Source organism: Bauldia sp. (assembly GCF_965232525.1).
Classification (GTDB): Bacteria; Pseudomonadota; Alphaproteobacteria; order Rhizobiales; family Kaistiaceae; genus Bauldia.
In genome coordinates this window covers 148,148-174,175 of sequence record NZ_OZ246980.1, presented here as the reverse complement: position 1 = coordinate 174,175, position 26,028 = coordinate 148,148, and the positions used below count along the sequence as shown (strand labels likewise).

The 26,028-nt window shown below is 67.1% G+C and carries 27 protein-coding genes; 9 read left to right on the top strand and 18 right to left on the bottom strand.

The window, feature by feature from the left end; all coding sequences use genetic code 11:
* Positions 1-2 precede the first annotated feature (2 nt).
* From proB to ACO076_RS00770, 6 genes are all read right to left on the bottom strand, one after another.
* The gene (gene proB, locus ACO076_RS00795; protein WP_421724836.1) at positions 3-1,133 is read right to left on the bottom strand and encodes a glutamate 5-kinase; all 1,131 of its coding nucleotides are present in this window, start codon (positions 1,131-1,133) and stop codon (positions 3-5) included.
* The gene (gene obgE, locus ACO076_RS00790; RefSeq protein ID WP_421724835.1) at positions 1,121-2,161 is read right to left on the bottom strand and encodes a GTPase ObgE; all 1,041 of its coding nucleotides are present in this window, start codon (positions 2,159-2,161) and stop codon (positions 1,121-1,123) included. Before obgE ends, proB begins: the two co-directional genes overlap by 13 nt.
* A gap of 3 nt (positions 2,162-2,164) precedes the next feature.
* A complete protein-coding gene (locus tag ACO076_RS00785; protein ID WP_421724834.1) occupies positions 2,165-2,710 on the bottom strand; it encodes a GNAT family N-acetyltransferase in 546 nt (181 codons plus the stop codon).
* Complete coding sequence (locus ACO076_RS00780) at positions 2,685-3,275, bottom strand: GNAT family N-acetyltransferase (protein WP_421724833.1); 591 nt, start codon at positions 3,273-3,275, stop codon at positions 2,685-2,687. Before ACO076_RS00780 ends, ACO076_RS00785 begins: the two co-directional genes overlap by 26 nt.
* A gap of 104 nt (positions 3,276-3,379) precedes the next feature.
* The gene (gene rpmA / locus ACO076_RS00775) at positions 3,380-3,649 is read right to left on the bottom strand and encodes a 50S ribosomal protein L27 (protein WP_421724832.1); all 270 of its coding nucleotides are present in this window, start codon (positions 3,647-3,649) and stop codon (positions 3,380-3,382) included.
* A gap of 18 nt (positions 3,650-3,667) precedes the next feature.
* Positions 3,668-4,288 (bottom strand): 50S ribosomal protein L21, encoded by a 621-nt coding sequence (locus tag ACO076_RS00770; RefSeq protein ID WP_421724831.1) that lies wholly within the window; start codon positions 4,286-4,288, stop codon positions 3,668-3,670.
* A gap of 263 nt (positions 4,289-4,551) precedes the next feature.
* On the opposite strand from ACO076_RS00770, the gene ACO076_RS00765 reads away from it, so the two are divergent.
* Entirely contained in the window at positions 4,552-5,658 is a 1,107-nt protein-coding gene (locus ACO076_RS00765; RefSeq protein WP_421724830.1) for a hypothetical protein, read from the top strand.
* A gap of 12 nt (positions 5,659-5,670) precedes the next feature.
* On the opposite strand, the gene ACO076_RS00760 is transcribed toward ACO076_RS00765, so the two are convergent.
* The gene (locus ACO076_RS00760; protein WP_421724829.1) at positions 5,671-6,372 is read right to left on the bottom strand and encodes a fumarylacetoacetate hydrolase family protein; all 702 of its coding nucleotides are present in this window, start codon (positions 6,370-6,372) and stop codon (positions 5,671-5,673) included.
* Positions 6,373-6,628: 256 nt separating this feature from the next.
* Between ACO076_RS00760 and ACO076_RS00755 the strand changes: the two genes are divergently transcribed.
* The 4 genes from ACO076_RS00755 to ACO076_RS00740 all read left to right on the top strand — a co-directional run bounded on the left by ACO076_RS00755 (position 6,629) and on the right by ACO076_RS00740 (position 11,416).
* The gene (locus ACO076_RS00755) at positions 6,629-7,876 is read left to right on the top strand and encodes an SH3 domain-containing protein (RefSeq protein ID WP_421724828.1); all 1,248 of its coding nucleotides are present in this window, start codon (positions 6,629-6,631) and stop codon (positions 7,874-7,876) included.
* 115 nt (positions 7,877-7,991) lie between these two features.
* Complete coding sequence (locus ACO076_RS00750; protein WP_421724827.1) at positions 7,992-8,804, top strand: BtpA/SgcQ family protein; 813 nt, start codon at positions 7,992-7,994, stop codon at positions 8,802-8,804.
* A 3-nt stretch (positions 8,805-8,807) separates the two neighbouring features.
* Positions 8,808-9,929 carry a M42 family metallopeptidase gene (locus tag ACO076_RS00745; protein WP_421724826.1) on the top strand — a complete coding sequence of 374 codons (1,122 nt, stop codon included), beginning with the start codon at positions 8,808-8,810 and terminating at the stop codon, positions 9,927-9,929.
* Positions 9,926-11,416 (top strand): FGGY-family carbohydrate kinase, encoded by a 1,491-nt coding sequence (locus ACO076_RS00740; RefSeq protein ID WP_421724825.1) that lies wholly within the window; start codon positions 9,926-9,928, stop codon positions 11,414-11,416. Before ACO076_RS00745 ends, ACO076_RS00740 begins: the two co-directional genes overlap by 4 nt.
* A gap of 14 nt (positions 11,417-11,430) precedes the next feature.
* On the opposite strand, the gene ACO076_RS00735 is transcribed toward ACO076_RS00740, so the two are convergent.
* The 7 genes from ACO076_RS00735 to ACO076_RS00705 all read right to left on the bottom strand — a co-directional run bounded on the left by ACO076_RS00735 (position 11,431) and on the right by ACO076_RS00705 (position 16,794).
* A complete protein-coding gene (locus ACO076_RS00735) occupies positions 11,431-11,973 on the bottom strand; it encodes a DUF427 domain-containing protein (RefSeq protein ID WP_421724824.1) in 543 nt (180 codons plus the stop codon).
* Between the two features lie 111 nt (positions 11,974-12,084).
* Positions 12,085-13,017: a ribokinase gene (rbsK, locus tag ACO076_RS00730; protein WP_421724823.1), complete on the bottom strand. Its 933-nt coding sequence runs from the start codon at positions 13,015-13,017 to the stop codon at positions 12,085-12,087.
* A gap of 15 nt (positions 13,018-13,032) precedes the next feature.
* Positions 13,033-13,488, bottom strand: coding sequence for an RbsD/FucU family protein (locus ACO076_RS00725; protein WP_421724822.1), 456 nt, complete (start codon positions 13,486-13,488; stop codon positions 13,033-13,035).
* A 38-nt stretch (positions 13,489-13,526) separates the two neighbouring features.
* Positions 13,527-14,012 carry a hypothetical protein gene (locus ACO076_RS00720; protein ID WP_421724821.1) on the bottom strand — a complete coding sequence of 162 codons (486 nt, stop codon included), beginning with the start codon at positions 14,010-14,012 and terminating at the stop codon, positions 13,527-13,529.
* Between the two features lie 110 nt (positions 14,013-14,122).
* Complete coding sequence (locus ACO076_RS00715) at positions 14,123-15,370, bottom strand: ATP-binding protein (RefSeq protein ID WP_421724820.1); 1,248 nt, start codon at positions 15,368-15,370, stop codon at positions 14,123-14,125.
* 42 nt (positions 15,371-15,412) lie between these two features.
* A complete protein-coding gene (locus ACO076_RS00710) occupies positions 15,413-16,099 on the bottom strand; it encodes a response regulator (protein WP_421726642.1) in 687 nt (228 codons plus the stop codon).
* 95 nt (positions 16,100-16,194) lie between these two features.
* A complete protein-coding gene (locus ACO076_RS00705) occupies positions 16,195-16,794 on the bottom strand; it encodes a Spy/CpxP family protein refolding chaperone (protein WP_421724819.1) in 600 nt (199 codons plus the stop codon).
* 224 nt (positions 16,795-17,018) lie between these two features.
* Between ACO076_RS00705 and ACO076_RS00700 the strand changes: the two genes are divergently transcribed.
* The gene (locus ACO076_RS00700; RefSeq protein ID WP_421724818.1) at positions 17,019-17,906 is read left to right on the top strand and encodes a LysM peptidoglycan-binding domain-containing protein; all 888 of its coding nucleotides are present in this window, start codon (positions 17,019-17,021) and stop codon (positions 17,904-17,906) included.
* A 28-nt stretch (positions 17,907-17,934) separates the two neighbouring features.
* On the opposite strand, the gene ACO076_RS00695 is transcribed toward ACO076_RS00700, so the two are convergent.
* The 4 genes from ACO076_RS00695 to ACO076_RS00680 all read right to left on the bottom strand — a co-directional run bounded on the left by ACO076_RS00695 (position 17,935) and on the right by ACO076_RS00680 (position 22,943).
* Positions 17,935-18,885, bottom strand: a complete 951-nt coding sequence (locus ACO076_RS00695) for a threonine ammonia-lyase (RefSeq protein ID WP_421724817.1) — start codon at positions 18,883-18,885, stop codon at positions 17,935-17,937.
* An 84-nt stretch (positions 18,886-18,969) separates the two neighbouring features.
* A complete protein-coding gene (glpK, locus tag ACO076_RS00690) occupies positions 18,970-20,469 on the bottom strand; it encodes a glycerol kinase GlpK (protein WP_421724816.1) in 1,500 nt (499 codons plus the stop codon).
* Positions 20,470-20,542: 73 nt separating this feature from the next.
* A complete protein-coding gene (gene glpD, locus ACO076_RS00685) occupies positions 20,543-22,069 on the bottom strand; it encodes a glycerol-3-phosphate dehydrogenase (RefSeq protein WP_421724815.1) in 1,527 nt (508 codons plus the stop codon).
* Positions 22,070-22,145: 76 nt separating this feature from the next.
* On the bottom strand, positions 22,146-22,943 hold the full coding sequence (locus ACO076_RS00680) for a DeoR/GlpR family DNA-binding transcription regulator (RefSeq protein WP_421724814.1): 798 nt from the start codon (positions 22,941-22,943) through the stop codon (positions 22,146-22,148).
* A gap of 197 nt (positions 22,944-23,140) precedes the next feature.
* Between ACO076_RS00680 and ACO076_RS00675 the strand changes: the two genes are divergently transcribed.
* The 3 genes from ACO076_RS00675 to ACO076_RS00665 are packed head-to-tail and all read left to right on the top strand — an operon-like array spanning position 23,141 to position 25,916.
* Positions 23,141-24,187, top strand: coding sequence for an ABC transporter ATP-binding protein (locus tag ACO076_RS00675; protein WP_421724813.1), 1,047 nt, complete (start codon positions 23,141-23,143; stop codon positions 24,185-24,187).
* Positions 24,188-24,225: 38 nt separating this feature from the next.
* A complete protein-coding gene (locus tag ACO076_RS00670; protein ID WP_421724812.1) occupies positions 24,226-25,044 on the top strand; it encodes an ABC transporter permease in 819 nt (272 codons plus the stop codon).
* Positions 25,041-25,916, top strand: a complete 876-nt coding sequence (locus ACO076_RS00665; protein WP_421724811.1) for an ABC transporter permease — start codon at positions 25,041-25,043, stop codon at positions 25,914-25,916. The genes ACO076_RS00670 and ACO076_RS00665 overlap by 4 nt, the downstream gene beginning before the upstream one ends.
* Positions 25,917-26,028 lie beyond the last annotated feature (112 nt).

Sequence of the window (26,028 nt, the reverse complement as noted above, 5' to 3'; positions counted from 1 at the left end):
GGCTATTCGCCGCGCAGCGCCATATCGTCCCGGTGGATCATCTCGGCTCGCCCGGCGAAGCCCAAAATCGTCTCGATCTGGCGGCTGTTGCAGCCGGCGATCCGGGTCGCGTCGGCCGCGTCGTAGGCGACCAGCCCGCGACCGATCTCATCGCCGTCAGGGCCGAGGATGGCGACCGCGTCGCCCCGCTCGAACCGGCCGGAAACGTCGCGGACCCCGGCGGGAAGCAGGCTCTTGCCGCGCCGCAGCGCACCAACGGCGCCGGCGTCGACGGTGAGCGCGCCGCGCGTCTCGACATGGCCGGAAATCCACGTCTTGCGGGCCCGGGTCGGGCTGGTGTCGGCGGTGAACCAGGTGCAGCGGGCACCTTCGGCGATCCGCCGCAGCGGATGCAGTTCATGGCCGCTGGCGATCACCATGGTGGTTCCGGCGGCGGTAGCGATGCGCGCGGCTTCCACCTTGGTCAGCATACCGCCCCGCGACAGGTCCGAGCCGGCGGCGCCGGCCATCGCCTCGATCGCCGGGGTCACGCGCTCGACCAGCGGCAGGTGCCTGGCGGCCGGGTCGGCCTTCGGCGGCGCGGTGTAGAGACCGTCGACGTCGGAGAGCAGGACCAGCAGATCGGCGCCGACCATGGTGGCGACCCGGGCGGCGAGCCGGTCGTTGTCGCCGTAGCGGATTTCGGAGGTGGCGACGGTGTCGTTCTCGTTGATCACCGGCACGGCGCCGAGTCGCAGCAGGGTGCCGATGGTCGAGCGGGCGTTGAGGTAGCGCCGCCGCTCCTCGGTGTCGCCCAGGGTGAGCAGGACCTGTCCGGCAGTGAGCCCGTGGCGGGCGAGGGTCTCTGCCCAGGCGCCGGCGAGCGCCACCTGTCCGGCGGCAGCGGCGGCCTGGCTTTCCTCAAGCTTCAGCGGGCCGGCGCGCATCGACAGGACGCCGCGTCCCAGTGCAATCGCGCCGGACGAGACCACCAGCAGATCGCGCCCGTCCCGGAGGCCGGCGAGGTCGGCGGCGAGGGCATCGAGCCAGGCGGTGCGGATACCCTCACCGTCGACGACCAGCGATGAGCCGATCTTCACGACGATCCGGCGGAACGTCTCGACCTCGGGCACCGTCGGGCTTACGGGTGCCATGGCTCGGGCGTTTCGACTGGCACCGCGTTCGGGTCTGGTTCGCGCTCGGCCGCGATCTCCCGGGCGACACGCGCAAGCAGCTCGGGCATCCCCTCGCCGGTGACGGCCGAGACGGGGCTCGGTTTGGCGTCCGCCGCATCGGCGAGCGCGCGGATCGTCGCGGCGCGGTCTTCCGGCGACAGGGCATCGACCTTGGTGAGGGCCACGATTTCGGGCTTGTCGGCGAGGCCGTGACCGTAGGCCATCAGCTCGTCCTGCACGGTCCGGTAGGCGGCGGCCGGGTCGTCACCGGTGCCGTCGACCAGATGGAGCAGGACCCGGCAGCGCTCGATATGGCCCAGGAAACGGTCGCCGATGCCGGCACCTTCGTGAGCGCCTTCAATCAGGCCGGGAATGTCGGCGAGGACGAAATCATGGCCGCCAACCACGACGCCGAGATTGGGGTGGAGGGTGGTAAAGGGATAGTCGGCGATCTTGGGTTTGGCTGCCGATACCGCGGCGAGAAAGGTCGACTTGCCGGCGTTGGGCAGGCCGACGAGCCCGGCATCGGCGATCAGCTTCAGCCGCAGCCACAGCCAGCGTTCTTCGCCCGGCGCGCCGGGATTGGCGTGGCGGGGGGCGCGGTTGGTCGACGATTTGAAGTGCGCGTTGCCGAAGCCGCCATTGCCGCCGCGGGCGAGCAAGACGCGCTCGCCGACTTCGGTGAGGTCGGCGATCAGGGTCTCGTTGTCTTCCTCGAAGATCTGGGTGCCGATCGGCAATTTCAGCACCACATCGGCACCACCCGCGCCGGTGCGGTCCTTGCCCATGCCGTGCCCGCCCTTGGCGGCCTTGAAATGCTGCTGGTAGCGGTAGTCGATCAGGGTGTTCAGCCCGTCGACGCACTCGGCCCAAACGTCACCGCCGCGGCCGCCGCCGCCGCCATCGGGGCCGCCGTACTCGATGAACTTCTCGCGGCGGAAGGACACCGCGCCCGCGCCGCCGTCGCCGGAGCGGACATAGACCTTCGCCTGGTCGAGAAACTTCATAGGTCAGGGGCTCGCGAACCGTTCGCGGGTCAGAACCGTGTCGATATGTTCGATTGCGCGCCCGCGCGCAAGGCAATGGACCATGTGGCGGCCGACGGGTTCGAAACCCAGCTTCTCCTGAACCCGCAAGGACGCGTCATTGCCGACGAAGGCGCCGGACCGTATCGCGTCGACCGCGTGGTTGGCGAAGGTGTGCTCGATCACCGCCCGCCCGGCCTCGGTGGCATAGCCTTTTCCCCAATGGGCCCGCCCGAACCAGTAGCCGAATTCGCAGTCGCCGGCGATGTCGGTGACGCCGATGCCGCCGATCAGGCGATCGTCCACGAAGATCGACAGATGCAGATCGCGCCCGGCCGCCTTCGCCGACGCGGCCAGGAAATGCTCGGCGTCGCGGCGGCGATAGGGGTACGGCACGCGGGCGAGCATCTTGACCACGTCGAAATCGGCGAGTTCGGCGAGCAACGGGTCGATGTCGCGAGGCTCAGCCGGCCTGAGGCGCAGCCGAGGCGTCTCGATCACCGGCTCAGATCGGGCCGTTGTGGGCTGCATCGCTCTCTCCCGCCATCGCGGCGCCCCAGGATTTGAGGCTGATCCAGTTGCGCCGTTCGAGGACGAAACGCTCGACCGGTACGGCGCCCATGGTCACCGGCGAGCGCACCATACCGGTTTCGCGGAACTGGAAGCCGCATTTCTCGATCACCCGCCGTGCCCGATCGTTGGTGACCCGCTTGGAGCACCAAAGAGCGGACACACCAGTCTCGCCAAAGGCCGCATCGATGACCGCCTGACTCGCCTCCGTTGCGTAGCCGCGACCCCAATAGGGCTCGCCGATCCAGGTGGCGATCTCCACCGCCCCGTTACGATCGATCATCGGCCCAAATCCGGTTACGCCGACCACCGCTCGGCCGGCACGGCCGACCACGACAAACGATCGCCCACCGAGGCGGCCGTAGTCGCCTGGTGCCGCGGCCAGGTTGCCGGCGATGCCGGGATCGGCGGCGAGCGCGACGATGGCGCCGCGTTCGTCGTCGCTGGGCGTCTTCAGCACCAGCCGCCGGGTTATGATCGTCGACCGACTGTGGTCGTCTCCATCGTGATCGTGCTGCTCATCCATGACTCCCTCCGAGCAAATGAAAAGGGGAGATGGCGGCCCATCTCCCCTTTCAAACGCTCAAACCGCCGGGTCGATGAGACGCCGGCGAAGAGTTCGGTTACCGGCTATTCGTTGGCTGCCACCGTCGGGTTGACCGAGACGTAGCAACGGCCGCCGGCTTTGGTCCGGAAGGCCACGGTCCCGTCGATGAGGGCGAAAATCGTGTGGTCCTTGCCGAGGCCGACGTTTTCGCCAGCGTGCCACTTGGTGCCACGCTGACGGACGATAATGTTGCCGGCGAGAACGGGTTCGCCGCCGAACTTCTTGACGCCAAGGCGGCGGCCCGCGGTGTCGCGGCCGTTCCGTGACGATCCACCGGCTTTTTTGTGGGCCATGGTGGGTTTCTCCTGTCCTTATCCGCGGTCGGCGATGAACTGCTTCGCCTGACCGATCCAGTCTTCCCGCTCGATCCGCCCCTTGAAGTCTAGGGCTTCGTCGATGCGGGCGATGTCTTCGTCCGTCCATGCGGCGATCTGATCGAAGGAGGTCACGCCGAGGCCGTGGAGCTTCTTCTCCAGAACCGGACCGACGCCGCTCAACTTCTTCAGGTCGTCGCCGGAGGTATCCGCCTCGACCGGCGCGGCTTCGGGAGCCGCCTCGGGCTTCGGCGCCGCCGGCTTCTCGGCCTTCTTAGGCTTGGCCTTGGCCGGTGCGGCCTTGCCGTCGGCGAGGATGTCACCGATCCGCACGACCGTCATCTGCTGCCGGTGGCCGCGGCTGTTCTTGGAATTCTTGCGGCGGCGCTTCTTGAGCACCAGGATGGTGTCGTTGCGGGTTTGCTCGACGATCTCGGCGGTCACCTTGGCGCCGTCGACCAGCGGCCCGCCGACAGTGGTTCCGCTGTCGCCACCGACCATCATCACCTCGTCGAAGGCGATGGCATCCCCGGTTTCGCCGTCGAGACGGTCGACCCTGATCAGGTCGGCCGGCGCGACCCTGTACTGCTTACCGCCGGTCTTGATAACTGCGAACATCGGTCCGATCCACGGCATCTCCCCGATCGGTGATCGAGGCGGCATATGCCCGAATTTCCAGAAACGAAAGGGCGCGATCCCAGACCGCGCCTTATCGCGGAGACTTATAGGGATGCCGTAACAGGTGTCAAGGTTTCCGGCGCACGCGGGTGGCGTCGCGCCGGGGGCAGATGGCTTGCCTTGGCGGCGGCAAATCGCACTATAGGCTGGTGGCGCGTCGGCGAGTGGGCTGCGCCAGAGCTGACAAGGAGGACGGATACCCCATGAGCGAGCGGCTTCACACAATCGAGGCGGAAAATGTCCGCCTCGTTCTCGACCTTGAGGTCGGTCATGTCCGCTCGTTTGAGACGGTCTTCGGCGAGCGGACGATCGAACCGCTGCACACGGCGCCCTGGATCGAGGAAAAGGAGATCATCGAAGCGGACGATATCCCCGGAAACCTCAAATACCTGTCTGGTGACTTCTTCTGTGCGCCGTTTGCCGCCAGTGACGTCGAAGGCGGCCCGGCGCATGGCTGGCCGGCCAATTCCCCGTGGTCGCTGATCGACCATCGCACCCTTCCCGATGGCGCCACGGCAAGCTTCGGACTGGACAAGCCGGTGATGGGGGCGCGGCTGATCAAGGAAATCCGGCTGCGGGACGGCCACCCCTTCGCCTACCAGCGCCACATCTTCGAGGGCGGCCGCGGCGCCGTTTCGGTGGCGAGCCACGCCATGACCCGGTTCGCCGAGCCGGGCCGGCTGTCATTCTCGTCCAAGGCATTCGCCGAAACGCCAGAGATGGTCCAGGAGCCCGATCCCGAACGGGGGCGTTCGCTGTTCGCGACGTCCGCCCGGGTCGAAGACCTGTCGAAACTGCCGCTCGCCGACGGGACGACGGTCGATCTCCGGCGCTACCCGGTGGCCGAGGGCCACGAGGACTTCGTCATGCTGGTCGAGGCCGGGGATTCGCCGCTCGGCTGGACGGCGGCGGTGCGGTCGGGGGTTGGCGATGTCTTCCTCAGCCTCAAGAACCCCTCGGATTTCCCGGTGACGTTCCTGTGGTTCAGCAATGGCGGGCGCTTCTATCCGCCGTGGAACAGTCGGCACCTCGGTGTACTCGGCGTCGAGGAAGGCCGCGCCTACTCGGCTTACGGCCACAAGGCCTCGATCGAGCCGAACCCGCTGTCGGAGGGGGGCATCCCGACGGCGCTGACCCTCGACCCGGACGGTTCGGTTTCGGTCGCCCATGTGATTGGCGGTATCCCCTTGCCCGAAGGCGCCGACGAGGTGTTCGACATCGAGGCTGCCCCGGGTGTGCTACGGGTGACGCTGAACGACGGCCGGACCCTCGAATACCTGTTCGATCCGACGTTCCTGCATGTCGGCTGAAGGCGGCGTTCGTCAGGCGACCTCGACGTCGAGAGCGGGGAGCCCATCGACATAGGCGTGCAGACGGTCACCGCGGTGAACCGGGCCGACCCCGGCCGGGGTACCGGTGAAGATGACGTCGCCGGGCGCGAGCACGAACAGGCGTGACAGAAACACGATCACGTCCGGCACCGACCAGATCATCTGGTCGAGGTCGCCGCTCTGTCGGGTCGCGCCGTTGACGTCGACCCCGATCGTCCCAGCATTCATCGGACCGCTCCGCGTCGCCGGCACGACCGGCCCGCACGGCGCCGATGCTTCGAACGCCTTGGCGACGGTCCATGGGCGGCGGAGCGCCTTGGCTTCGGCCTGCCGGTCCCGGCGGGTCATGTCGAGGCCGACCGCATAGCCGTAGACGCAAGCGGCGGCGTCGCCCTCGGAGAGGTTCGCGCCCCCGGCGGAGAGAGCGACGACAAGCTCGACCTCGTGGTGCACGTCGCTAGACTCCGACGGATAGGGAAAGACGCCGGTGAGGTTGAGGTCGTCCGGGTTTTTCTGAAAGAAGAACGGTGGGTCCTCGGTCGGATCGTGGCCCATCTCGACCGCATGCGCCGCGTAGTTGCGACCGACGCAATAGACACGACGCACGGGGAACCAGTCATCGCTGTCGGCGACCGGTAGGGCGGGTAGGGGCGGCGGATCGAAGATGTAGCGTCGTGGCGGTGTGTCGGTCATGCGGTGTCCCTGGTCGGCGCGGCGCTCGGAATCCGGCCGAGCCCGAACCCCGATTCTCATATCATCGAAAGGATGCCCCATTGTCGGCAAGGAGTCGCCGCATTCACCGTTCAACAATACCGAAAAGGGAAGCGGAGGCTGGGGGGCCGATGGCTGGAGTAGGGGTATGGCCATGGGTCCGCGCCGAAAGGACGACTCTTCCGAACGTCTGTCGCCAGGCGAAGCCGCGTTTCGGCGGCTGCGGGAACGCGACAGGATGAAACCAAAGAAGCCAGCGGCACTGGCCGCGCTGAAGCTGAAGCGGGCGGCCGCGACCAAACCGCCGGCCTTGCCCTCGCCTGAGCAAGTCGAGGCGCAACTGAAGCAACAGCTGGAATCGCTCCAGGAGGCTCTCGCTCCGGAGGAGCCGGAGCGGCCCGCCCCGATTCCGCGGCAGGCCGCGCTGCAGCCGCAACCACAGCCACGACAGCGACCGCGGTCGGCTTTCGCGCCGGACCCGCTTCGCCAGCGCACCCATTACAACCTTCGTGATCCGGAACGCGCGGCATCGGCCATCGATCCGGGATCGCAGGAGGTCGCGGCACGCCTGGCGCCGGCCCAGTCGATGGCGTGGCTCGACGAGGACGGGCAGCCGGTTGCCGCCTATCCCGCCGCAACACCGCGCGGCGACTCCGAGGGATCGACATTCGACGCACGCAGCCTGGCGGTCGCCGCGCTGGTCGGCGTCGCGGTCGGCTTTCTCGGCCTGACCGCGATGGGCCAGTTTCGGACGCCGTCCGATGCGGCGCCGACGCTTGCTTCGACCGTCGCGGACGTGGTTCCGGTCGCAGCCGATGTCAGCGCGCCGGAGCCGACGCTGGTTGACGCGGTCGTGGCTGCCGCGCCCCCACCGGCGGTGACCAAGGAACAGGACCGGCTGCTGCCCGAACCGCAACCCGACATCGAAGCCGAAACCGCGCTCACCCCTGAAGAGCGGGAGATCGCGACGGCCGCCGGTGCCGAGGTCCCGACACTGGATGCACCGCCCGCCGACCCGGTGGTTTCCGGGCCGCTCGTTGCCATGGCCGACCCGCCGGTTGTCGCAACCGAGGAACCGGCCGAGACAGCCGAGCTGGCTCCGCCGGTGCCCATTGCGACCGCGCCGGTGGCGAGCGAGGAGACGCGGACAGCGGATGCCGGTTCGGTGCCCGCGACATCGCCGGATTCGATCGGGGCTGGCCGCATCCTCTCCTATGCGCCGGTCGCGCGACCGCAGAGCCCAGCGAACCGGTCGATCGTCGGCGCGACGCCACCGAGCGACACCGGACCGGCCGAGAATCGCGGGCCCGGCCTTGGCCGGACCACGGCCGACGTCAACATGCGCAGCGAACCAAACAACGACGCCAAGGTCGTCGCAGTCATACCCTCGGGTACCTTGGTCCGGATTCAGGCCTGCACATTCTGGTGCACGGTGACCTCGCGCGGTCAGCGCGGCTACGTCTACCGCAAATTCGTCGGGCGCTGACGCGCCCGGCAGGCCGGTCGGGGGCGATCGCCGACCGACGCCGTTGGCGCGGCTATTGTCACGAGCCAGCGCTTCCCGGTAGATCATTCCCCAGGAAGGGGAGCCGGGCGGCGCTATGATCAGCAATTACAGTCGCGTATTCGGGCCGACCAAGCCGGTCATCGCGATGGTTCATCTTGGCGCGCTGCCGGGGTCGCCGCTCCACGACGGCGCCCGGGGGCTCGACGGGCTGATCGCCGACGCCGCCAAGGATCTCGCTGCGCTCCAGGCCGCCGGATTCGACGCGGTGATGTTTGGCAACGAGAACGATCGACCTTACGAATTCGATGTCGACACCGCCTCGACCGCGACCATGGCCTATGTCATCGGCCGGCTCGCCGCCGATCTATCGGTGCCGTTCGGGGTCAACGTGCTGTGGGACCCGATGAGCACCATGGCGCTGGCGGCGGCGACCGGTGCCGCCTTCGCCCGCGAAATCTTCACCGGCACTTACGCGTCCGACATGGGGCCGTGGTCGCCCGACGCCGGCAAGGCGATCCGCTATCGCGACCGGCTCGGGCGCAGCGACCTCGCCGTGCTCTACAACGTCTCGGCCGAATTCGCGTGGTCGCTCGACCAGCGCAGCCTGCCCGACCGCGCGCGCAGCGCGGTGTTTTCCTCGATCCCCGACGCGATCCTGGTCTCCGGCACGATCACCGGCGAGGCGGCGGCGATGTCCGATCTCGAGGCGGTGAAGGCGGTCCTGCCGGACACGCCGGTGCTGGCCAACACCGGGGTCAAGCACGACACGGTCGCCGACGTGCTGCGGGTCGCGGACGGCTGCATCGTCGGCTCGTCGCTCAAGGTTGACGGCGACACCTGGAAGCCGGTCGATCCGGATCGCGCGACGGAGTTCATGCGGATCGCCCGCCAGGCGCGGGACGGCTGACCGATGGTCGACGACCTGAAGGCACGACTGGCGGCGTTGACCCGCGAACTGATGCTGATCCCCGGCCTCAGCGGCCACGAGGGGCGGGTGCGCCGCCGGCTTGCCCGGTGCCTGGGCGACCTCGACCTCGACTCCTGGTCCGACCGGCTCGGCAACCTGATGGCCACGATCCCCGGCGACAGTGAAGCGCCGAGCGTGATGCTGTTCGCCCATATGGACCAGCTCGGCCTGATCGTCCGCAAGATCGAGGCGGACGGGCTGGTTCGGGTCGAGCGCCTCGGCGGCGTGCCAGAAAAAGCGTTGGCGGCGCGCTCGGTGCTGTTTTGCGTCGGCGAGGGGCGCGACGTGCCAGGCGTCATCGCCAACAAGAGCCACCACGCGACGGCGCCGGACGAGAAGTACCGGGTGGTGCCTTATCCGGAGCTCTACGTCGATGCCGGCTTCGAGTCCGCCGATGCGGTGCTTGCCGCCGGCATCGATATCGGCACGCCGGTGGTCTACGCACCGGAGGTGGTCGATCTCGCCGGCGACCGGTTGGCGGGCACCTCGGTCGATGACCGGGCCGGCTGCGCCGTCGTCGTCGAAGTCGCCCGCGCCCTGGTCGCGGTCGCAGCGGAGCAACGGCCGACGGTTCACATCGTCTTCTCGGTCCAGGAGGAGTTCAACCTTCGCGGCGCGCTGCCCGCCGCCCAGGCGCTGTCGCCGGATATCGCCATCCAGCTCGACCTGACGCTTGCCACCGATACGCCCGATATGACCGGCCGTGGTGACGTGCGGCTCGGCGGCGGACCGGGGATGAGCATGTACTCCTTCCACGGTCGCGGCACGCTGAACGGGACCCTGCCGCACCCGGCGCTCGTCGCCCTGTTCGATCAGGTGGCCGAGGCGGAAGGCCTGGCCATCCAGCGCAGTGCGCAGATAGGCGTTCTCACCGACTCGTCCTACGTGCAACTGGTCGACGCCGGGGTCGCCTGCATCGATCTCGGCTTTCCCATGCGCTACAGCCATTCGGCGCTGGAAGTCTGCGACATCAACGATCTGGTCGGCCTGACCCGGCTGCTGATCGCGGGTATCCTCAAGGTCGACACCGGCTTCAGCCTCAACCGCGACGACTACGAACAATGAGTCACTATCTCGGTATCGATATCGGCACCTACGCGTCGAAGGGCGTGCTGGTCGACGGTGAGGGCCGCATCGTCGCGGCCGCCGACAGGCCGCACAAGATGATCGTGCCACAGCCGGGCTGGGCCGAACATCGCCCCGAGGAAGATTGGTGGGACGACTTCGTCCACATCTCCCGGGCGCTGCTCGCCGACAGCGGTGTTGCCGCCGACTCGATCCGGGCGGTGGCGTGCAGCGCCATCGGCCCCTGCATGCTGCCGGTGGATGCCAACGGCGCGCCGCTGATGAACGCCATCCTCTACGGCGTCGACGCGCGCGCGGCGACGGAAATCGAGGAACTCACCGATCGGATTGGCGAGGCGGTGCTGCTCGACCGCTGCGGCAACGCGCTGACCTCGCAGTCGGTTGGACCGAAGATCCTGTGGCTGCAACGAAACCGGCCCGAGCTGTTCGACAGGACCCACAAGGTGCTGACCTCGACCTCGTATCTGGTCCATCGGCTGACCGGCGAATACGTCATCGACCACTACACGGCGGCGAATTCGAGCCCGCTCTATCTGGTCGATTCGCTGTCGTGGAGCAGCGAACTCGCCGATGACATCGTCGACCTCGACAAGCTGCCGCGGCTCGCGTGGTCAACCGAGATCGCCGGCACGATCACTGACGCGGCGGCCGAGGCGACCGGTCTTGCGCCCGGCACCCCGGTGACCGCCGGTACCATCGACGCGGCGGCGGAGGCGCTCAGCGTCGGCGTGCTCGACTCCGGCGACATGATGGTGATGTACGGCTCGACCATCTTCATCATCGAACTGACCAATACCCGCGTCCGCGATCCGCGCCTGTGGTATGCGCCGTGGCTGTTCGAAGGGCAGCACGCGTCGATGTCCGGTCTCGCCACCAGCGGGACGCTGACCCACTGGTTCCGCGAGCAGTTCGCCCGCGAACTCGACGACAGCGACGCGTTCATCGAACTGGCGGCGGAGGCCGAAGGCTCACCGCCCGGTGCCAACGGGCTGGTGTTCCTGCCCTACTTTTCCGGCGAGCGGACGCCGATCCACGATCCCTTCGCCAAGGGCGTGCTGTTCGGGCTGAACCTCACTCACGATCGCGGCGACGTTTACCGCGCGTTGCTGGAAGGGATCGCCTACGGGACCAACCACGTGTTCGAGACTTACGCCGAAGCGGGCTACCCGCCGAAGCGCATGCTGGCAGTCGGCGGCGGCACAAAGAACGCGGTGTGGCTGCAGGCGACCTCCGACATCTCCGGCATCAATCAACTGATCTGTGGCGAGACGGTCGGTGCGTCCTACGGCGACGCGTTCCTCGCCGCGGTTGCCGTCGGCGATGTCGACCGCGATGCCATCCGCCAATGGAACCCGGTGGCCCGGGAGGTGCGAGCCGAGCCAAACGAGGTTTATCGGCGGCAGTACAGCGTCTTCCGCCAGCTCTACGACCGCAACGCCGATCTGATGTCGCAGCTCGGCCAGTAGGGCGTCGTTCGAGGCTACCAGCCCATGGTGCCGGGACCACCCTTGAACGGCCCGACGATCCGCGACGTAATCCACCCGCCATAGAAGTCGCCTTCCTGGGGTTGGACGCGTTCGTCGCCGACCCAGCATTCGTCGACGCGGGAGGCATAGAAGGCGCGATAGTCCTTGATCTGCCGGAACGAAGGCGTCGGGTCGGGATAGCTCCACGCCACGCGCTGGATCGATCGGCCGTCGAGGTCGAGCGACCAATATTCGGCCATGCCTTTGAATTCGCAGAACGACTGGCCGCGGGCCGGCGACAGGAGATCGGTGCGGATATCATCCGGCGGAAGGTAGTAGGCGGGCGGATGGCTGGTCTCAAGCACGCGGAACGCTCTAGTCGTATCGGCGATGGCCTGGTCGCCGACGATGACGCGGATGCGGTCGTTGACCGGTTCGAGCCGTGGCGGCCGGGGGTAATCCCAGACCGACTCTTGGCCGGGGCCGGGCTCGATACGGCCGGCTCTCGGGGAGCCGCCGTCGGGCGTCGCGAAGGTCGACAACTGCTTTCGGATCATCAGGACCGTGCTCGTCTTTTGGCCACTCATGAGACGATACGAGCGAGGCGGGAGGTTGGATCAACCGGGCCAGCGTGCGGACGACCGTCCATGTGCTGAATCGCCCTCCGGCTAGCTCTCCGCCAGAAGCGCCTCGACTTCCGCCAGTGTCGGCATCGACGGCGCAGTGCCGGCGCGGGTCACCGATATGCCGGCGACCGCAGCGGCGAACCGGGCTGCGGCGAATGGGGTGTCGCCACGGGCAAGCGCCGCGGCAAAGCCGCCGTTGAAGGCATCGCCGGCGCCGGTGGTTTCCACCACGGGGCCGACATTGAATATGGGGATGAGGACCGAGTCTTCGCGGCTGTGGAGCAGCGCGCCGGATTCGCCGAGCGTGATCAGCGCGGTTCCGACCCCGCGGTCGAGGAAGACGTCGCCGGCCCGACGGGCCTGGTCGAGGTCGCCGACCGGCTGGCCGGTGAGGATGGTCGTCTCGTTTTCGTTGGGTGTGATGAAGTCGCAGAGCGGGTAGATGGAATCGTCGACCGGCTCGGCCGGGGCCGGGTTGAACAGGGTAATCACACCAGCTTCGCGGGCGATTTCGAGGCCGCGCTGGGCGGCGTCGGCGGGCTGCTCGAGCTGGGTGACGAACACCCTGGCGTTCCGGATCGCATCGGCGCTGTCGTCGACATCGGCCGGCGTCATCGATCCGGCGGCGCCCGACACGACAATGATGGCGTTGTCGCCGGTGTCTTCGTCGACATAGATGAAGGCGGCACCGGTCGGCTCGTCGGGGCTCTCGATCACCCGGGCTTGGATTCCCTCCTTCTTCCAGGTGGCGAGCGCGACGCTGCCGAAGTCGTCCTCGCCGATCCGGGTGATGAAGGTGACGTCGGCGCCGACCCGCGCCGCGGCGACCGACTGGTTCGATCCCTTGCCGCCGGGGCCCATCTTGAACCCCGAGCCGACGATGGTCTCGCCGATGCCGGGCATTCGTCCGGCGCGGAACGCCAGATCGGCGACGAAGACGCCGAGAATGGCAACCCGGTGCTGTCCCTCGCTCATAGCGGTGGCCCTGGCTCAGTCGGCGTCGGGCGGGATGACGCCCTTCTTGAAGACGAAACAGCCGTAGAAGCGGCGCTCGCCGGTCTGGATCACGCAATAGGACTTGCGGGCGAGATCGTAGAACGCGAACCGCTCGATCGAGCCCATCGGCCACGGTTTGCCCTCCGCGGCGTCGATCTCGGCCTGGACCTCAGCCTGAACCGGCGGGATCTCGTCCGGGTTGCCGACGATTTCCATACGCGAGGCCGGATTGTCGACGAACGAATCGAGCGGCATCACCGACAGGATCGCCTTGGCAGCGCGGGCGGCGGTGACGTTGTCAATCCGCAACAGCGAGCCGAGGACAGTCTGACGCGCGACCGAGTCGGCCGGGAAGTTGGTGTCGCAGATGACGAGGTCGTCACCGTGGCCCATGGCGCGCAACGCCGCGAGCACCTCGGCGTTCAGGACCGGGTCGATGGATTTCAGCATGTCTGGTCGTTTCCCCCTGTCGGAATGGTCTTGGCCCGCTACGGCGCGGTGATCTTGAAGCCTCTGAACTTGCCGGCCGCCGTCGGTTCATCGGTGGTCGTCATCGGATTGCTCTCGAACGGGACGATGTAGAGCGTCATCGTGCCGGACAGTAGGCCGGTCCGCGGGTCAAATGCGCCAGCGATGTCGAGACGACCGATCTTGCGCCCGGTATCGCCTTGCGGAAAGACGAAATCGACGATCGTAGCGGTGATCTGTTGGGTGCCGTCGGCGGCCGAATCGCACCGCCATGCGCCGCTCCCGTCGGTGAAGGGGGCGAAGTCCGGACCTCCGGCCTCACCGGAATCGGTGAAGAAGGCGTGGCCGGCATCGGTGAGCGAAATCAGGCTTCGGCTGGCGAACCAGTCGGTCTCGTCCGCGTTGGCGTTCTCGGTGAGGAACGTGCCGATCGCGTCGGCGCAAGGCACCAGTTCCGGGTCATCGGCGTGGGCCGCGGACATCCACCCCACAGTTACGGCCAGCACGGCCATGGCTCCAGCCATCGTCTTGTGTCGATGCGTCGCCACGTCATCCCCCATTGTCGGTTGTGCTCTCCCGCGATCATACGGGAATGGCGCCGCGTAGGGAAAGGCGTTCAGGCGCGGCGGAGATCGACGCGGAAGCCGTTGAGGCCAAGCGCCTCGTCGCGCCAGACCTGGACGTCACCGCCGTGGAGCCGGGCGATCTGGCGGACCAGCGACAGGCCGAGGCCGGCGCCGGGGCGGTCACGGTTGAGGCGGTGGAAGGGGGCGAAGATGCGTTCGCGCTCCGTTTCAGGAACGCCATCGCCGCTGTCGAGCACGGTTACCGTCGCCCCGTCGTCCACCGACCGCAGCGCCAGCTTGATCGGCGGCCGCCCGTGACGCTGGGCGTTTTCGAGCAGGTTGCGGATCATCCGACGCAGAAGGCGCGGGTCGCCGTCGACGATCACCGGATCGCCGAGCAGTTCGCAATCGTCGAAGCGGGCGCATTCCTCAGCGCAGAGCGCCTGGAGATCGACCTCTTCCGAGGCAGCCAGCGTCTGGGTCGCGTCGAGGCGGCTGGCGAGCAGAATCTCGTCGATCAGACGGTCGAGCTCGGCGATATCGCCATGCAGCTCGGCCTTCAGCTTGGCGTCGGGACGTTTCTCCAGCAGATCGAGCCCGAGCCGGATGCGGGAGAGCGGCGTGCGCAGTTCGTGCGAGGCGTTGGCGAGCATCATCCGATTGGCCTCGACCAGCTTCTCGATCTGCTCGGCGGCGCGGTTGAAGCTCTCGGCGAGGTGGGCGACCTCGTCCTTGCCTTCAACCTTGACCCGGGCCGCCAGGTCGCCGGAGCCGAGGGTATCGACTCCCGCCTTGAGCCGCTCCAGCCGGCGGGTGAGTCCGCGGGCGACGGGATAGGCGGAGATGCCGACGGCGACGGCAATGGCGCCGAGAAAGAGGAGGAGGGTGCCGAGCGGACGTCGCTCGTCGCCACCGAGGTCGACCACAACCCAACGAGCGTCGTCGAGCATGAAGGCGAAGGCCGGCCCGCGTTCGCTCCCCGCCCATCCTTCGTCGTCATCGTCCCAGATTCGCGGGGCAAAGCCGGTCCCGGTGGTGGCGATCAGTCGCCGCTGCGGATCGTAGAGCGCGAGATCGGCGTCCAGCCGCTCCGACAACATCGCCAGCGCTTCCGCCTGGTCCGGTGTCGGCGCGCCGGCGGGCGGCAGGGCGGTCAGGATGATATCGGCAGCGAGATCGTAAGCGGCGTCACCGGCGGTCTCGTCCGCCCCCGAATGCCAGACGGCGGCCGCGACGACCATCACCAGAACCAGGCTGCCGATGATCGTGAAATAGATCTTCCGATAGAGGCGTTTCATTGCCGGGCCCGCCGGCGGGTCCTGACCGTCGCCACGGACCGCTCAGTCCTGCGCCTTGGCGAAGACATAGCCGGCGCCGCGCACGGTTATGACGCGTCGCGGCTTCTTGGGGTTGTCCTCGATCGCCGAGCGGATGCGGGAGATGTGGACGTCGATCGAACGGTCGAAGGCTTCGAGACGCTCGTTTTTTACCCGATCCATCAGCATCTCCCGCGACATCACCCGGCCGGCGTGGCGGGCGAGTTCCAGCAGCAGGGCGAACTGATAGGCGGTCAGGTCGACGGGTTCGTCATCGAGGCGGACCTGACGGGCGCCGACATCGATTTCCAGCCGCCCGAATCGCAGGAGCTCTACGGCATCGCGGCCGCGGCCCCGACGAAGCACCGCCTTGACCCGGGCGAGCAGCTCGCGCGGCTCGAACGGCTTGGGCAGGTAATCGTCGGCGCCGAGCTCCAGACCGACCACCCGGTCCATCGCGTCGCCGCGGGCGGTCAGCATCAGGATCGGGGTATCGCTCTCGGTCCGGATGCGTTTACAGACTTCCAGCCCGTCGATGTCGGGCAGCATCAGATCGAGGACGATCATGTCGTAGGGGCGGGCACCCTGGTCGGCGACCGCCTGCTCGCCGGTCGGCGCGACCGTGAGCGTGTAGCCGGCTTCGCCGAGATAGGTGGCGACCATCTCGGCGAGGCGGGGATCGTCTTCGACAAGGAGGATGCGTTCGGTCATCTGTGGCGCGGAGCGCGATCCGGACAGTCCGGCCGCGCTCCGGTCTTCATTGCTCATCCGACTGTCACCGTTGCCGGATACTCTCATGTTGCGTCTCAGCGACGGTGATGACGGCTCATCTTAGCAAAGAAGTCGAGCCGGTCGCCGATTTCGGCGCGCTGATCCGGGGTCATGACTTCCGCCGCTTCGACCAGGGCGCCGGCGACGACGCGGCTCGCCTCGTCGGCGAGGCCCATTTTCTCGGCGCGGAAGGCCTCCACCGCCACCGGGTCGACGGTCGGACCGGTCAGCAGCTCGATCACTTCGGTGGCCGTCTCGCCGCGGTCGCCCGCCTGCTCGCGAATATCCATGAGATTTTCGGCGGCGCCAACGAAGATCGTGGTGAGTTGGGCCTGCTGCTCGTCGGTGGCGTCGATCTCGATGGCGAGATGGGCGACCATCTTCTCGACCCGCTCGGTCACTTCGGCCGGGTCCATGGATGCACGGAACATCATGCCGTGGTGGCCCTTGTCGGCGCCGGCCCAGCGGCTCCAGCCGCGGTCGTCGCTCATCGCCGAACTGGCGAACGCGCCCGCGGCACCGACCGCGATCAAGGTGCCGGCAACGAGGCCGAGGATGCGGCGGCGGACGGTCGGGCGGAGGCCATCGGTGTCGTGGTTCATGTCGGGATCGGGGGATTGATTCTCGGGGCTCATGCCGTGCTCTCCTTCATCGGGCGCTGATCACGCCGTGGACGAGCGGAAGGTGGCGCGGCGACATTTCGCGGGCTTCTCTGCAAGGTAAAGTTATGTAAAGTCCGGCCAACTTTCGGACCCGTCCCGGTGGTAATCCGTCCGCCGGCAGCCATTCACATCAGGACGTTCATGAGCGCTTACGTCGACTCCGGCTGGGAGCGGTCGGGTAGGGGGATTCCGCAGGGATGATCGGCAGTTTCGCCAACGCTTCCCGGACCTTAAGGGTCTTGTCGATCGCGGTGCTGATCCTCGTCGGGGCGGGGTCATTCGGGGCTGTCGACGGTGCGCGAACAGCGGCCGCCAAGGACGCGCCGCCGCCGGTGCTCGGCACGGTATACGTCTTCCGGCCGATGGGCGGCCGTCTGGCGACACCGGAGATGGAGAACCTCGCCCGCAAGATTCAGGCCCGCGGCCTGGAAGCCGACGTGTTTCACTATGCCAACTGGATCAAGCCGGCAAAGGCTGCGGTGGCGCGCTATCAGGCGGAGCAATGGAAATCGGCGATCATCCTGGTCGGCCACTCCGCCGGCGGTGACTCGGCGATCCGCTTCGCCAGATGGCTGAAGCGAGCGGGCGTGCCGGTGAACCTGATCATCACCCTCGACCCGACCGGGATCGCCGGCGCTGTGCCGGGCAAAGTCGAACGTTACCTCAACGTCTTCTCGTCAGGGCGCGCGCTCGGCAGCGGCGACCCCCAGCCTGCCAAGGATTTCGCCGGCCACTTCGCCAGCGTCGATCTCCACGAATATGCGATCCTCCATCGTCACTTTCCTGGGATCACCGGCTTGCAGGAGGCCGTGGTCGACAAGGTTGCCGCGACGGCTGAGCAGCCGCTCGCGGTCGACGGCGCGTCGGTGCGAATCGGGTATCCGGTCCCGCGTGGCAGTCCGATCGTTCTCTGGGACTCCGGCGTGCCGGTCGCCGCCGAGGCGGGCGATACCGCCGCATCGATTGCCGCCCGCTACGGAGTGCCGGCCTGGGCGATCGCGGCGATCAACGACGTCGAGCCGGGACGATCGTTCTCCTCGGGACAGCGGGTGGTGGTTCCGCGGCATCTGGCGGTCGAGCGCTAGGTCGCACATCCGCCCGGCCGGCGGTCGGTCAGGACGCTGACGCCGTTCCGTCAGCGCCGGCGCCGCACACCAGGGCGCAGACGTGCTCCCTCCCGCTGAGGTCGCCACGGCCCTCGCGGAGCGCGGCAACCGAAGCGGCGCCCGACAGATCGGCGGCGATCCCCATTTCGAACCACAGCCAGCGGGACGCGGCTTCCATTTCGGCATCGGACACCAGCACGATTTCGTCGACCAGCCGGCTGACGATTTCGTAGTTGATCGGCTCGGTGCGGCGGGCGGACATGGTCGGCACTCGCGACGTAACCTCGGCGAGCGTCACCAGTTCCCCAGCGTCGAGGCAGGCCTTTAGCGTCGGCGAGCCGATCGGCTCGACGCCGATGATCCGCACGCCCGGGCGCCGCGCCCGGATGGCTGTCGCGATCCCCGAGATGAGACCGCCCCCACCGATGGCGATCACGATCGTGTCCATCTCCGGCAGGTCGTCAAGAATCTCCAGGCCGAGCGTGCCCTGGCCGGCAATCACCAGCGGATCGGCGAACGGGTGGAAGTAGATGGCGCCGGTTTCGTCGGCGAAGGCGAGCGCGGCGCGGTTGGACTCGCTCCATTCGTCGCCGACGATCTCGATCCGCGCCTGCCAGGCCTCCATCTTGGCGACCTTCTCCCGCGACACGCCGGAGGGCAGGAAGATCGTCGCCGGCACGCCGGCCACATAGGCGGTGCGGGCGACCGCCAGCCCATGGTTGCCGCCCGATGCCGTGACGATGCCGCGGGCGAGGTCGGTTTCGGGCGTCGCCCGCAACCGGTTCATGGCGCCGCGCGCCTTGAACGAGCCGGTTACCTGCAGGCATTCGAGCTTCAACGTGACCGCTGCCTCGGTCGGCAGGCCCGCCTTGAGTTGGTTCGCCACCAGCGTCGGGGTGCGCCGGACCGTTCCGGCGACACGGTCGCGCGCCGCTTCGATATCGGTGATGTCGATCATGGATACGGCTCCGTCGGAACGGCCGTTTTGGCTGGAGCCGCTACCTATCAGACAAAGGTGCTGCCACGCAAAACCGGCGGACTGTCACGCCGGCCGTCGACTCAAGGTGCGGGACACCGCTTCCTGCCAGCCGGCATAGCGGCGCGACCGTTCGCGCTCGCGCATGGTCGGCTTGAACCGCCGGTCGCGCTGCCAGGTCTTGGCGAACGTGGCCGGCTTCGGACAGAGGCCGGCCTTGTAGCCTGCAAGATAAGCGGCGCCGAGGGCAGTGGTTTCCAGCGTCTTCGGTCGGTCGACCGGCGCGGCGAGGATGTCGGCGAGGAACTGCATGGTCCAGTCGGAAGCGACCATCCCGCCGTCGACACGGAGCACGGTGCGGGCCTTGCCGGCTTCCCAGTCGCCGCGCATCGCCTCGAGCAAGTCGCGGGTCTGGTAACAGACGGACTCCAGCGCGGCGCGGGCGATGTCGGCGCGGGTGGTGCCGCGCGACAGACCGTAGATGGCGCCGCGGGCGTCGGCGTCCCAGTACGGTGCGCCGAGGCCGACCAGTGCGGGCACGAAGTAGACGGGATGGTCGGGATCGGACTCAGCGGCAAGCGGCCCCGATTCGCCCGCCCGGCGGATGATCTTGAGGCCGTCGCGCAGCCACTGGACCGCGGCGCCGGCGATGAAGATCGAGCCCTCCAGCGCATAGGTCCGATTGCCATCGAGCTGGTAGGCGATGGTGGTGAGCAGGCGATTGCGCGAGCGAACCGATTGCGGGCCGGTGTTGAGCAGGGCGAAGCAGCCGGTGCCGTAGGTCGACTTGAACATGCCCGGTTTGAAGCAGGCCTGGCCCACGGTCGCCGCCTGCTGGTCGCCGGCAACCCCGAGGATCGGGATCGCCGCGCTGAGGATGCTCTTGTCGGTGATGCCGAAATCGGCGGCGCAGTCCTTGACCTCGGGCAGGATCGCGCGGGGGATGCCGAGAATCTCCAGCAGCGTGTCGTCCCAGTCGCCGTCATGGATGTTGAACATCATCGTCCGCGCCGCGTTGGTGGCGTCGGTAACGTGTTCGCGGCCGCCGGTCAGGCGCCAGATCAGGTAGGTGTCGATGGTGCCGAAACAGAGGTCGCCGCGTTCGGCTTTGGCGCGAGCGCCTTTGACGTGATCGAGCAGCCAGCGCACCTTGGTGCCGGAGAAATAGGGGTCGATCAGCAGGCCGCTGCGGGCGGTGATCTCCGGCTCACGGCCTTCGTCGCGAAGCCGATCGCAGATGTCGCCAGTGCGCCGATCCTGCCAGACGATGGCTCGATGGATTGGCTTGCCGGTCTTGCGGTTCCAGATGACGACGGTTTCGCGCTGATTGGTGATGCCGATCGCGGCGATGTCGGCAGGCTTGCGCCCGGCCTTGCGGATGGCGCCGCGCGCGGTGGTCACCACGCTCTTCCAGATGTCCTCCGGGTCGTGTTCGACCCAGCCCGGTTTCGGGAAGATCTGGCGGAATTCCTTCTGGGCGCTACCCAGCGCCTCGAGGCTGGAATCGAAGACGATGGCACGCGACGACGTGGTGCCCTGGTCGATGGCGAGAATGGCGCCGGTCATGGTCGCGCGGCTCCCTCTTCCTGGCGTTTCCGATGGTTGTTGTCGTTCAGGCTAAAGGCGGAGGGTATTGGTGTCACCCGGCACGGGCGACGGCCGGCATGCCGGGCCGGTCGACGTAGTCGGCGACCGCGGCCCGCTGCGCGGGATCGAGATGGAGCCCGAGCTTGGAGCGCCGCCACAGAACATCGTCGGCGGCTTCGGCCCATTCGTGGGTGCGGAGATACTCCAGTTCGCGCTCGGTCAGGCCGGCGCCGAAGTCAGCACCGAGGTCCTCCATCGCCGCGGCGCCGTTGAGCAATACGTCGATCCGGGTTCCGTAGGCGCGGCACAGCCGACCAAGCACCATCGGCGGCAGGAAGGGATAGCGCCGGCCGACACCCGCAAGCCAGGCCTCGAAGTCTTCGACCGGTATGTCGCCGCCGGGGAGGCTCGCGCGCTTGGTCCAGGCCGGTCCCATCTCGGGATAATGCGGCGACAGCTTCTCCATGGCGTGCTCGGCCAGGCGACGAAACGTCGTGATCTTGCCGCCGAAGACCGAAAGCAGCGGCGGCGCGCCGGTCGGCGCATCGAGGGTGAGGTGATAGTCCCGCGTCGCCGCCTTTGCTTCCGACGCGCCGTCATCGTAGAGCGGGCGGACGCCGGAATAGCTCCACCGGATCGTGTCGCGGGTGACGGGTGTCGCCAGATATTGGTTCACCGAGTCGAGAAGATAGTCGATCTCCGCCTCGTCGATCGTGACCGTCGCCGGGTCGTCGTGGAACTCCTCGTCGGTGGTGCCGATCAGGGTGAAGTCGCGCTCGTAGGGAATCGCGAAGCAGATGCGCCCGTCGGCGTTCTGGAAAATGTAGGCCTGGTCGATATCGCCGATCCGGTCGACGACGATATGGCTACCTTTGACCAGCCGCACCCGGTCGGTGGTGTTCCGCCCGATCACCGACGACAGGACCTCCGACGCCCATGGACCTGCTGCGTTGACCAGACCGCGGGCGCGGATGGCGAAGCGCGACCCGTCGCGCCGGTCTTCCATTTCCAGATGCCAGGCGTCACCGTCGCGGCGGGCTGCGGTGCATCGGGTGCGGGTGCGAATGTCGGCACCGCGATCGGCGGCGTCCCGGGCGTTGAGGACCACGAGGCGCGAATCCTCGACCCAGCAGTCGGAGTATTCGAAACCACGTTTGAAGCGGTCGTTGAGCAGGGTGCCGGTCGGATCGCGGGCGAGGTCGACGGAGCGGGTCGGCGGCAGGATTCGCCGGCCGCCGAGGTGATCGTAAAGGAGGAGGCCGAGCCGGATCACCGGCCACGGCCTCAAGCCGCCATGGTAAGGGAGAACGAACCGCAGCGGCCAGATGATGTGCGGCGCCGAAGCGAGCAGCACTTCGCGCTCCTCCAACGCCTCGCGGACAAGACGGAACTCGTAATATTCGAGATAGCGTAGCCCGCCGTGGATGAGCTTGGTGGACGCCGACGACGTTCCCGAGGCGAGGTCATCCATCTCGGCCAGGAACACGGAAAGCCCGCGGCCCTGCGCGTCGCGGGCAATGCCACAGCCGTTGACGCCACCGCCGATCACGGCAAGGTCGAAGGTCCTGTCAGCCTGCATGGGTCATAAGGCGCAAATTCGCCGCCCCGTCGTCGATCAACATCGAAAACGAAACTAAAACGAAAACAAACGAAATTCAATCGAAGATTTGCGTTTTCGGTGCGTCCGGGTCATCGACGATTTCCAGGGCGACTCCGTTTTGGCGACAGAGATCCACGATCGGCGTTGGCGGCGATCGATCGGTGACGAAGGTGTCGACCTGGGCGAGGTTGCCGATGCGGATCGGCGCGGTCCGGGTGAACTTCATGGCATCGGCGACCAGGATCACCTGACGCGCGTTCTCGATGATCGCCCGGGCGGCAGCGACTTCGCGACGGTCGAAGTCGAGCAGGGCGCCATCGTCATCGATCGCCGAAACACCGATGACCGCGCGATCCACCTTGAACTGATCGATGAAGTCGATCATGTTGCCGCCGAGGATGCCGCCATCCGACTTGCGAACCAGGCCGCCGACGATGGTGAGTTCGATGCCGGCGGCCGGCATCAGGATGGTCGCGACGTGGATGTTGTTGGTGACGACCATCAGGCCCTGATGGTCGAGAAGATGACGCGCCACCGCCTCGGTCGTCGTGCCGATGTTGAGGAGGAGTGACGTGTCATTGGGGATCAGGCTCGCGGCGTGCCGGCCGATCCGTTCCTTTTCCTCGCGGGCGAGCGCCCGCCGGGCGGCGTAAGCGACGTTCTCCACGCCGGAGGAAAGGATCGCGCCGCCATGGGTTCGGGTCAGGAGGCGCGCGGTACCAAGTTCGTTCAGGTCCTTGCGGATGGTCTGCGGCGAGACGCCGAACCGGTCGGCGAGGTCGTCGACGGTGACTTCGCCGGTCTGCTGGGCGAGCGCGACAATCTCTTTCTGCCGTCGGTTCTGCTGTGGCATGGCTCCCGCTACACCCGATCATCGCCGCTCGCAACAGGACCGGCGCGGGGCCGCCGCCGCGACCTGTCACACAAGCGTCAAGCGGTCGTCCTAATCAGCAGGGATTCGCCGGGGCGCCTCCGGCGGCGAGTCGATACTTGACCCATTCCCCGTGTTTGTAATGCCGATGCCGACCCGCGGCATCGTGGATCGTGGCCATGGCCGACCTGCAACTCGTCAATATGACCAAGCGCTACGACGACTTCGTCGCCGTCGACGATGTCAGCCTGGCGATCGAGGACGGCGAGTTCGTCACCTTGCTGGGACCGTCGGGGTGCGGCAAGACCACCATTCTCAGGACCATTGCCGGATTCCTGCGCCCCGATGCCGGGGCACTCTATATCGGCGGCCGCCTGGCGACCGACATCCCCGCCAACAAACGCCGCACGGCCATGTGCTTCCAGTCCTACGCGCTGTTTCCGCACATGTCGGTGCGCGAGAACATCCGCTTCGGCCTGCGGATGCAGAAGCTTCCCGCCGACGAGCAGGAGCGCCGACTGTCGGAAGCGGTCGACATGGTTGGCCTGCACGGGCTCGAAAGCCGGCGGCCGGCGCAATTGTCCGGCGGTCAGCAGCAGCGGGTGTCGCTCGCCCGTGCCGTGGCTACCCACCCGGACATCCTGCTGTTCGACGAGCCACTGTCCAACCTCGACGCCAAGCTGCGCGAGCATGTGCGGGTTGAGATCAAGGAGCTCCAGCGGCGGCTGCGCACGACCTCGCTCTACGTCACCCATGACCAGGCCGAGGCGCTGATGATCTCGGACCGGATCGTGGTGATGAACGCTGGCCGGATCGAGCAGATCGGCGATCCGGAAACCATCTACCGGCGGCCGAGCAACAGCTTCGTCGCCGATTTCATCGGCGTCGCCAACGTCATCGAAGGGCAGCCGGTCGCGAGCGAGAACGGCGCGACGGTACTGGAAACCGAGATCGGTCGGCTGAGCCTGTCTGCGGCCGATCGTGTCGGCGCCGATGCGGTGCTGGTGTCGTGGCGTCCGGAGGAGATGGTGATCTTCCGCGACGGCATGGAAAACCGCATCGACGGGGTGGTCCGCCAATCGATCTTCATGGGCAATCTGCTCGACCTCTTCATCGAGGTGAAAGGGCGGACGATCCGCGCCCAGATGACCGGCGAAGCCAGGGTGACGGCCGGCGAGCCGATCGCGCTCAGCGTCCCGCGCGATCGCATCCATCCGCTGGGCTGACCGGCATGCGGTCCATGCGCCCGTGGCGAGTCGCGTTGATGCTGCTTCCCGGCATCGGCTTCATCACCGTGTTCCTGGCGGCGGCCCTCGGCATGACGGTGCTGCAGAGCTTCGGCTACTACAACCTGACCGGCGAATCCGGCTTCTCGCTGCGCTTCTGGCAGGAAGTGTTCAGCCGGCAGGTGTTCGACGCGTTCGTCTACTCCCTGTGGATCGGCATCGCCAGTGCCTTCGGTACCCTGCTGCTGAGTTATCCGCTGGCGCTTTATCTCCGCCGCCGCTCGGCGTGGACGCGGTTCATGAACACGCTGATCCGGGTGCCGCTGTTCATGCCGGCGCTGGTGGCGGCGTTCATCCTCGTCAACCTCATGGACTACAACGGCCTGATCAACGGCCTTCTCACCCGCGCCGGCATTCTCGAGCAGCCGGTCCGCATGCTGCGCAATGAGTGGGGGCTGATCGTCATCCTCATTCAGATCTGGAAGAACGTTCCCTTCCAGCTCCTGATCATTGCCTCGGTGGTCCAGACCATCCGCAGCGACATCGAGGAAGCCGCCTACAATCTCGGCGCCAGCAAATTCGCCGTCTTCCGCCACGTGCTGCTGCCGCTGTCGATGCCGGGCATCCTGATCGCGGTGGCGCTGGTCTTCATCGGCGCGTTCGGCGATTTTGCCATCAACTCGGTCGCCGGGCCGATCTATCCGCCATCGCTGGCGGTACTGATGGTCAGCCGCGCCAACATGCTGCAGGAGTGGAACTTCGCCGCCGGCGTCGGCGTCATCATCATGGTCGTGTCGATCCTCTTCGTGTTCCTCTACACCAAGATGGCGGCCGCGATTCAGGACGCCAAGACGTGACCGCGATCGGCATCGACCAGACGCCGGAGCGTGGTCGCGTGGTCGCCCGCGCCCGGGTCTCGCTGCGCAAGTTTCTCGGTTTCCTGATCGCGGCGCTGTTGCTCGCCTGGGTGATGGTGCCGCTTGCCATGGGGCTGTTGTGGTCCCTGGTCGATCCGGCCTTTCCCTGGTCCTACCCCGATCTTCTGCCGCGCAGCCTGTCCTTCCACAATTGGGAGAACGTGTTTCGCATCACCAATGTGGTCGGCGCGATCCAGACCAGTTTCACCATCGCGCCGCTGGCGACGATCCTCGCCTTCCTGCTGTCGCTGCCGACCGCCTATGTTCTAGGCCGCTACGATTTTCGCGGCCGCGAGGTCGTCAAGATCCTGATTCTGCTGCCGATCGTCCTGCCGGGCATGGTGATCGCGTTGTTCCTCAGCCGGGTGTTCGATTTCCTCGGCCTGTCGCAGACCCTGTTCGGTCTGGTGCTCGGCCACACCTTCCTCGGCATCCCGTTCATGCTGCGGATCCTGACGGTCAGCTTCGAGGCGATCCCGCAAGACGTGATCGACGCGGCGGAGAACCTCGGCGCCTCGACGTTCACCAAGGTCCGCGAGATTTATCTGCCAATGGTGCTGCCCGGCCTGTTCGCGGCGGCGATCTTTACCTTCATCACCAGCCTCGAAGAGTTCAACCTGTCATTCGTCATCGGCCTGCCGGACTTCCAGACGATCCCGACGGTGCTTTTCGGCTTCCTCGGACGGCATTTTATTCGCACCGACGCCGCGGTGGTGTCGACGGTGCTGATGATCCCGAGCATTGTCCTTTTGTTTGCCGCCGAACGATTTCTCAAAACCGAATATCTCGCCTCCGCTTTCGGCAAGATGTGACGGCGACGTCGTTCTGCCACCGATCTGAAATCCGACTGTCACGTTTCAGGCCTACCGTCTTGCTCGACGCGCGTTTCGAGGCGTCGATTCCATAACGCATCACTTAATGATT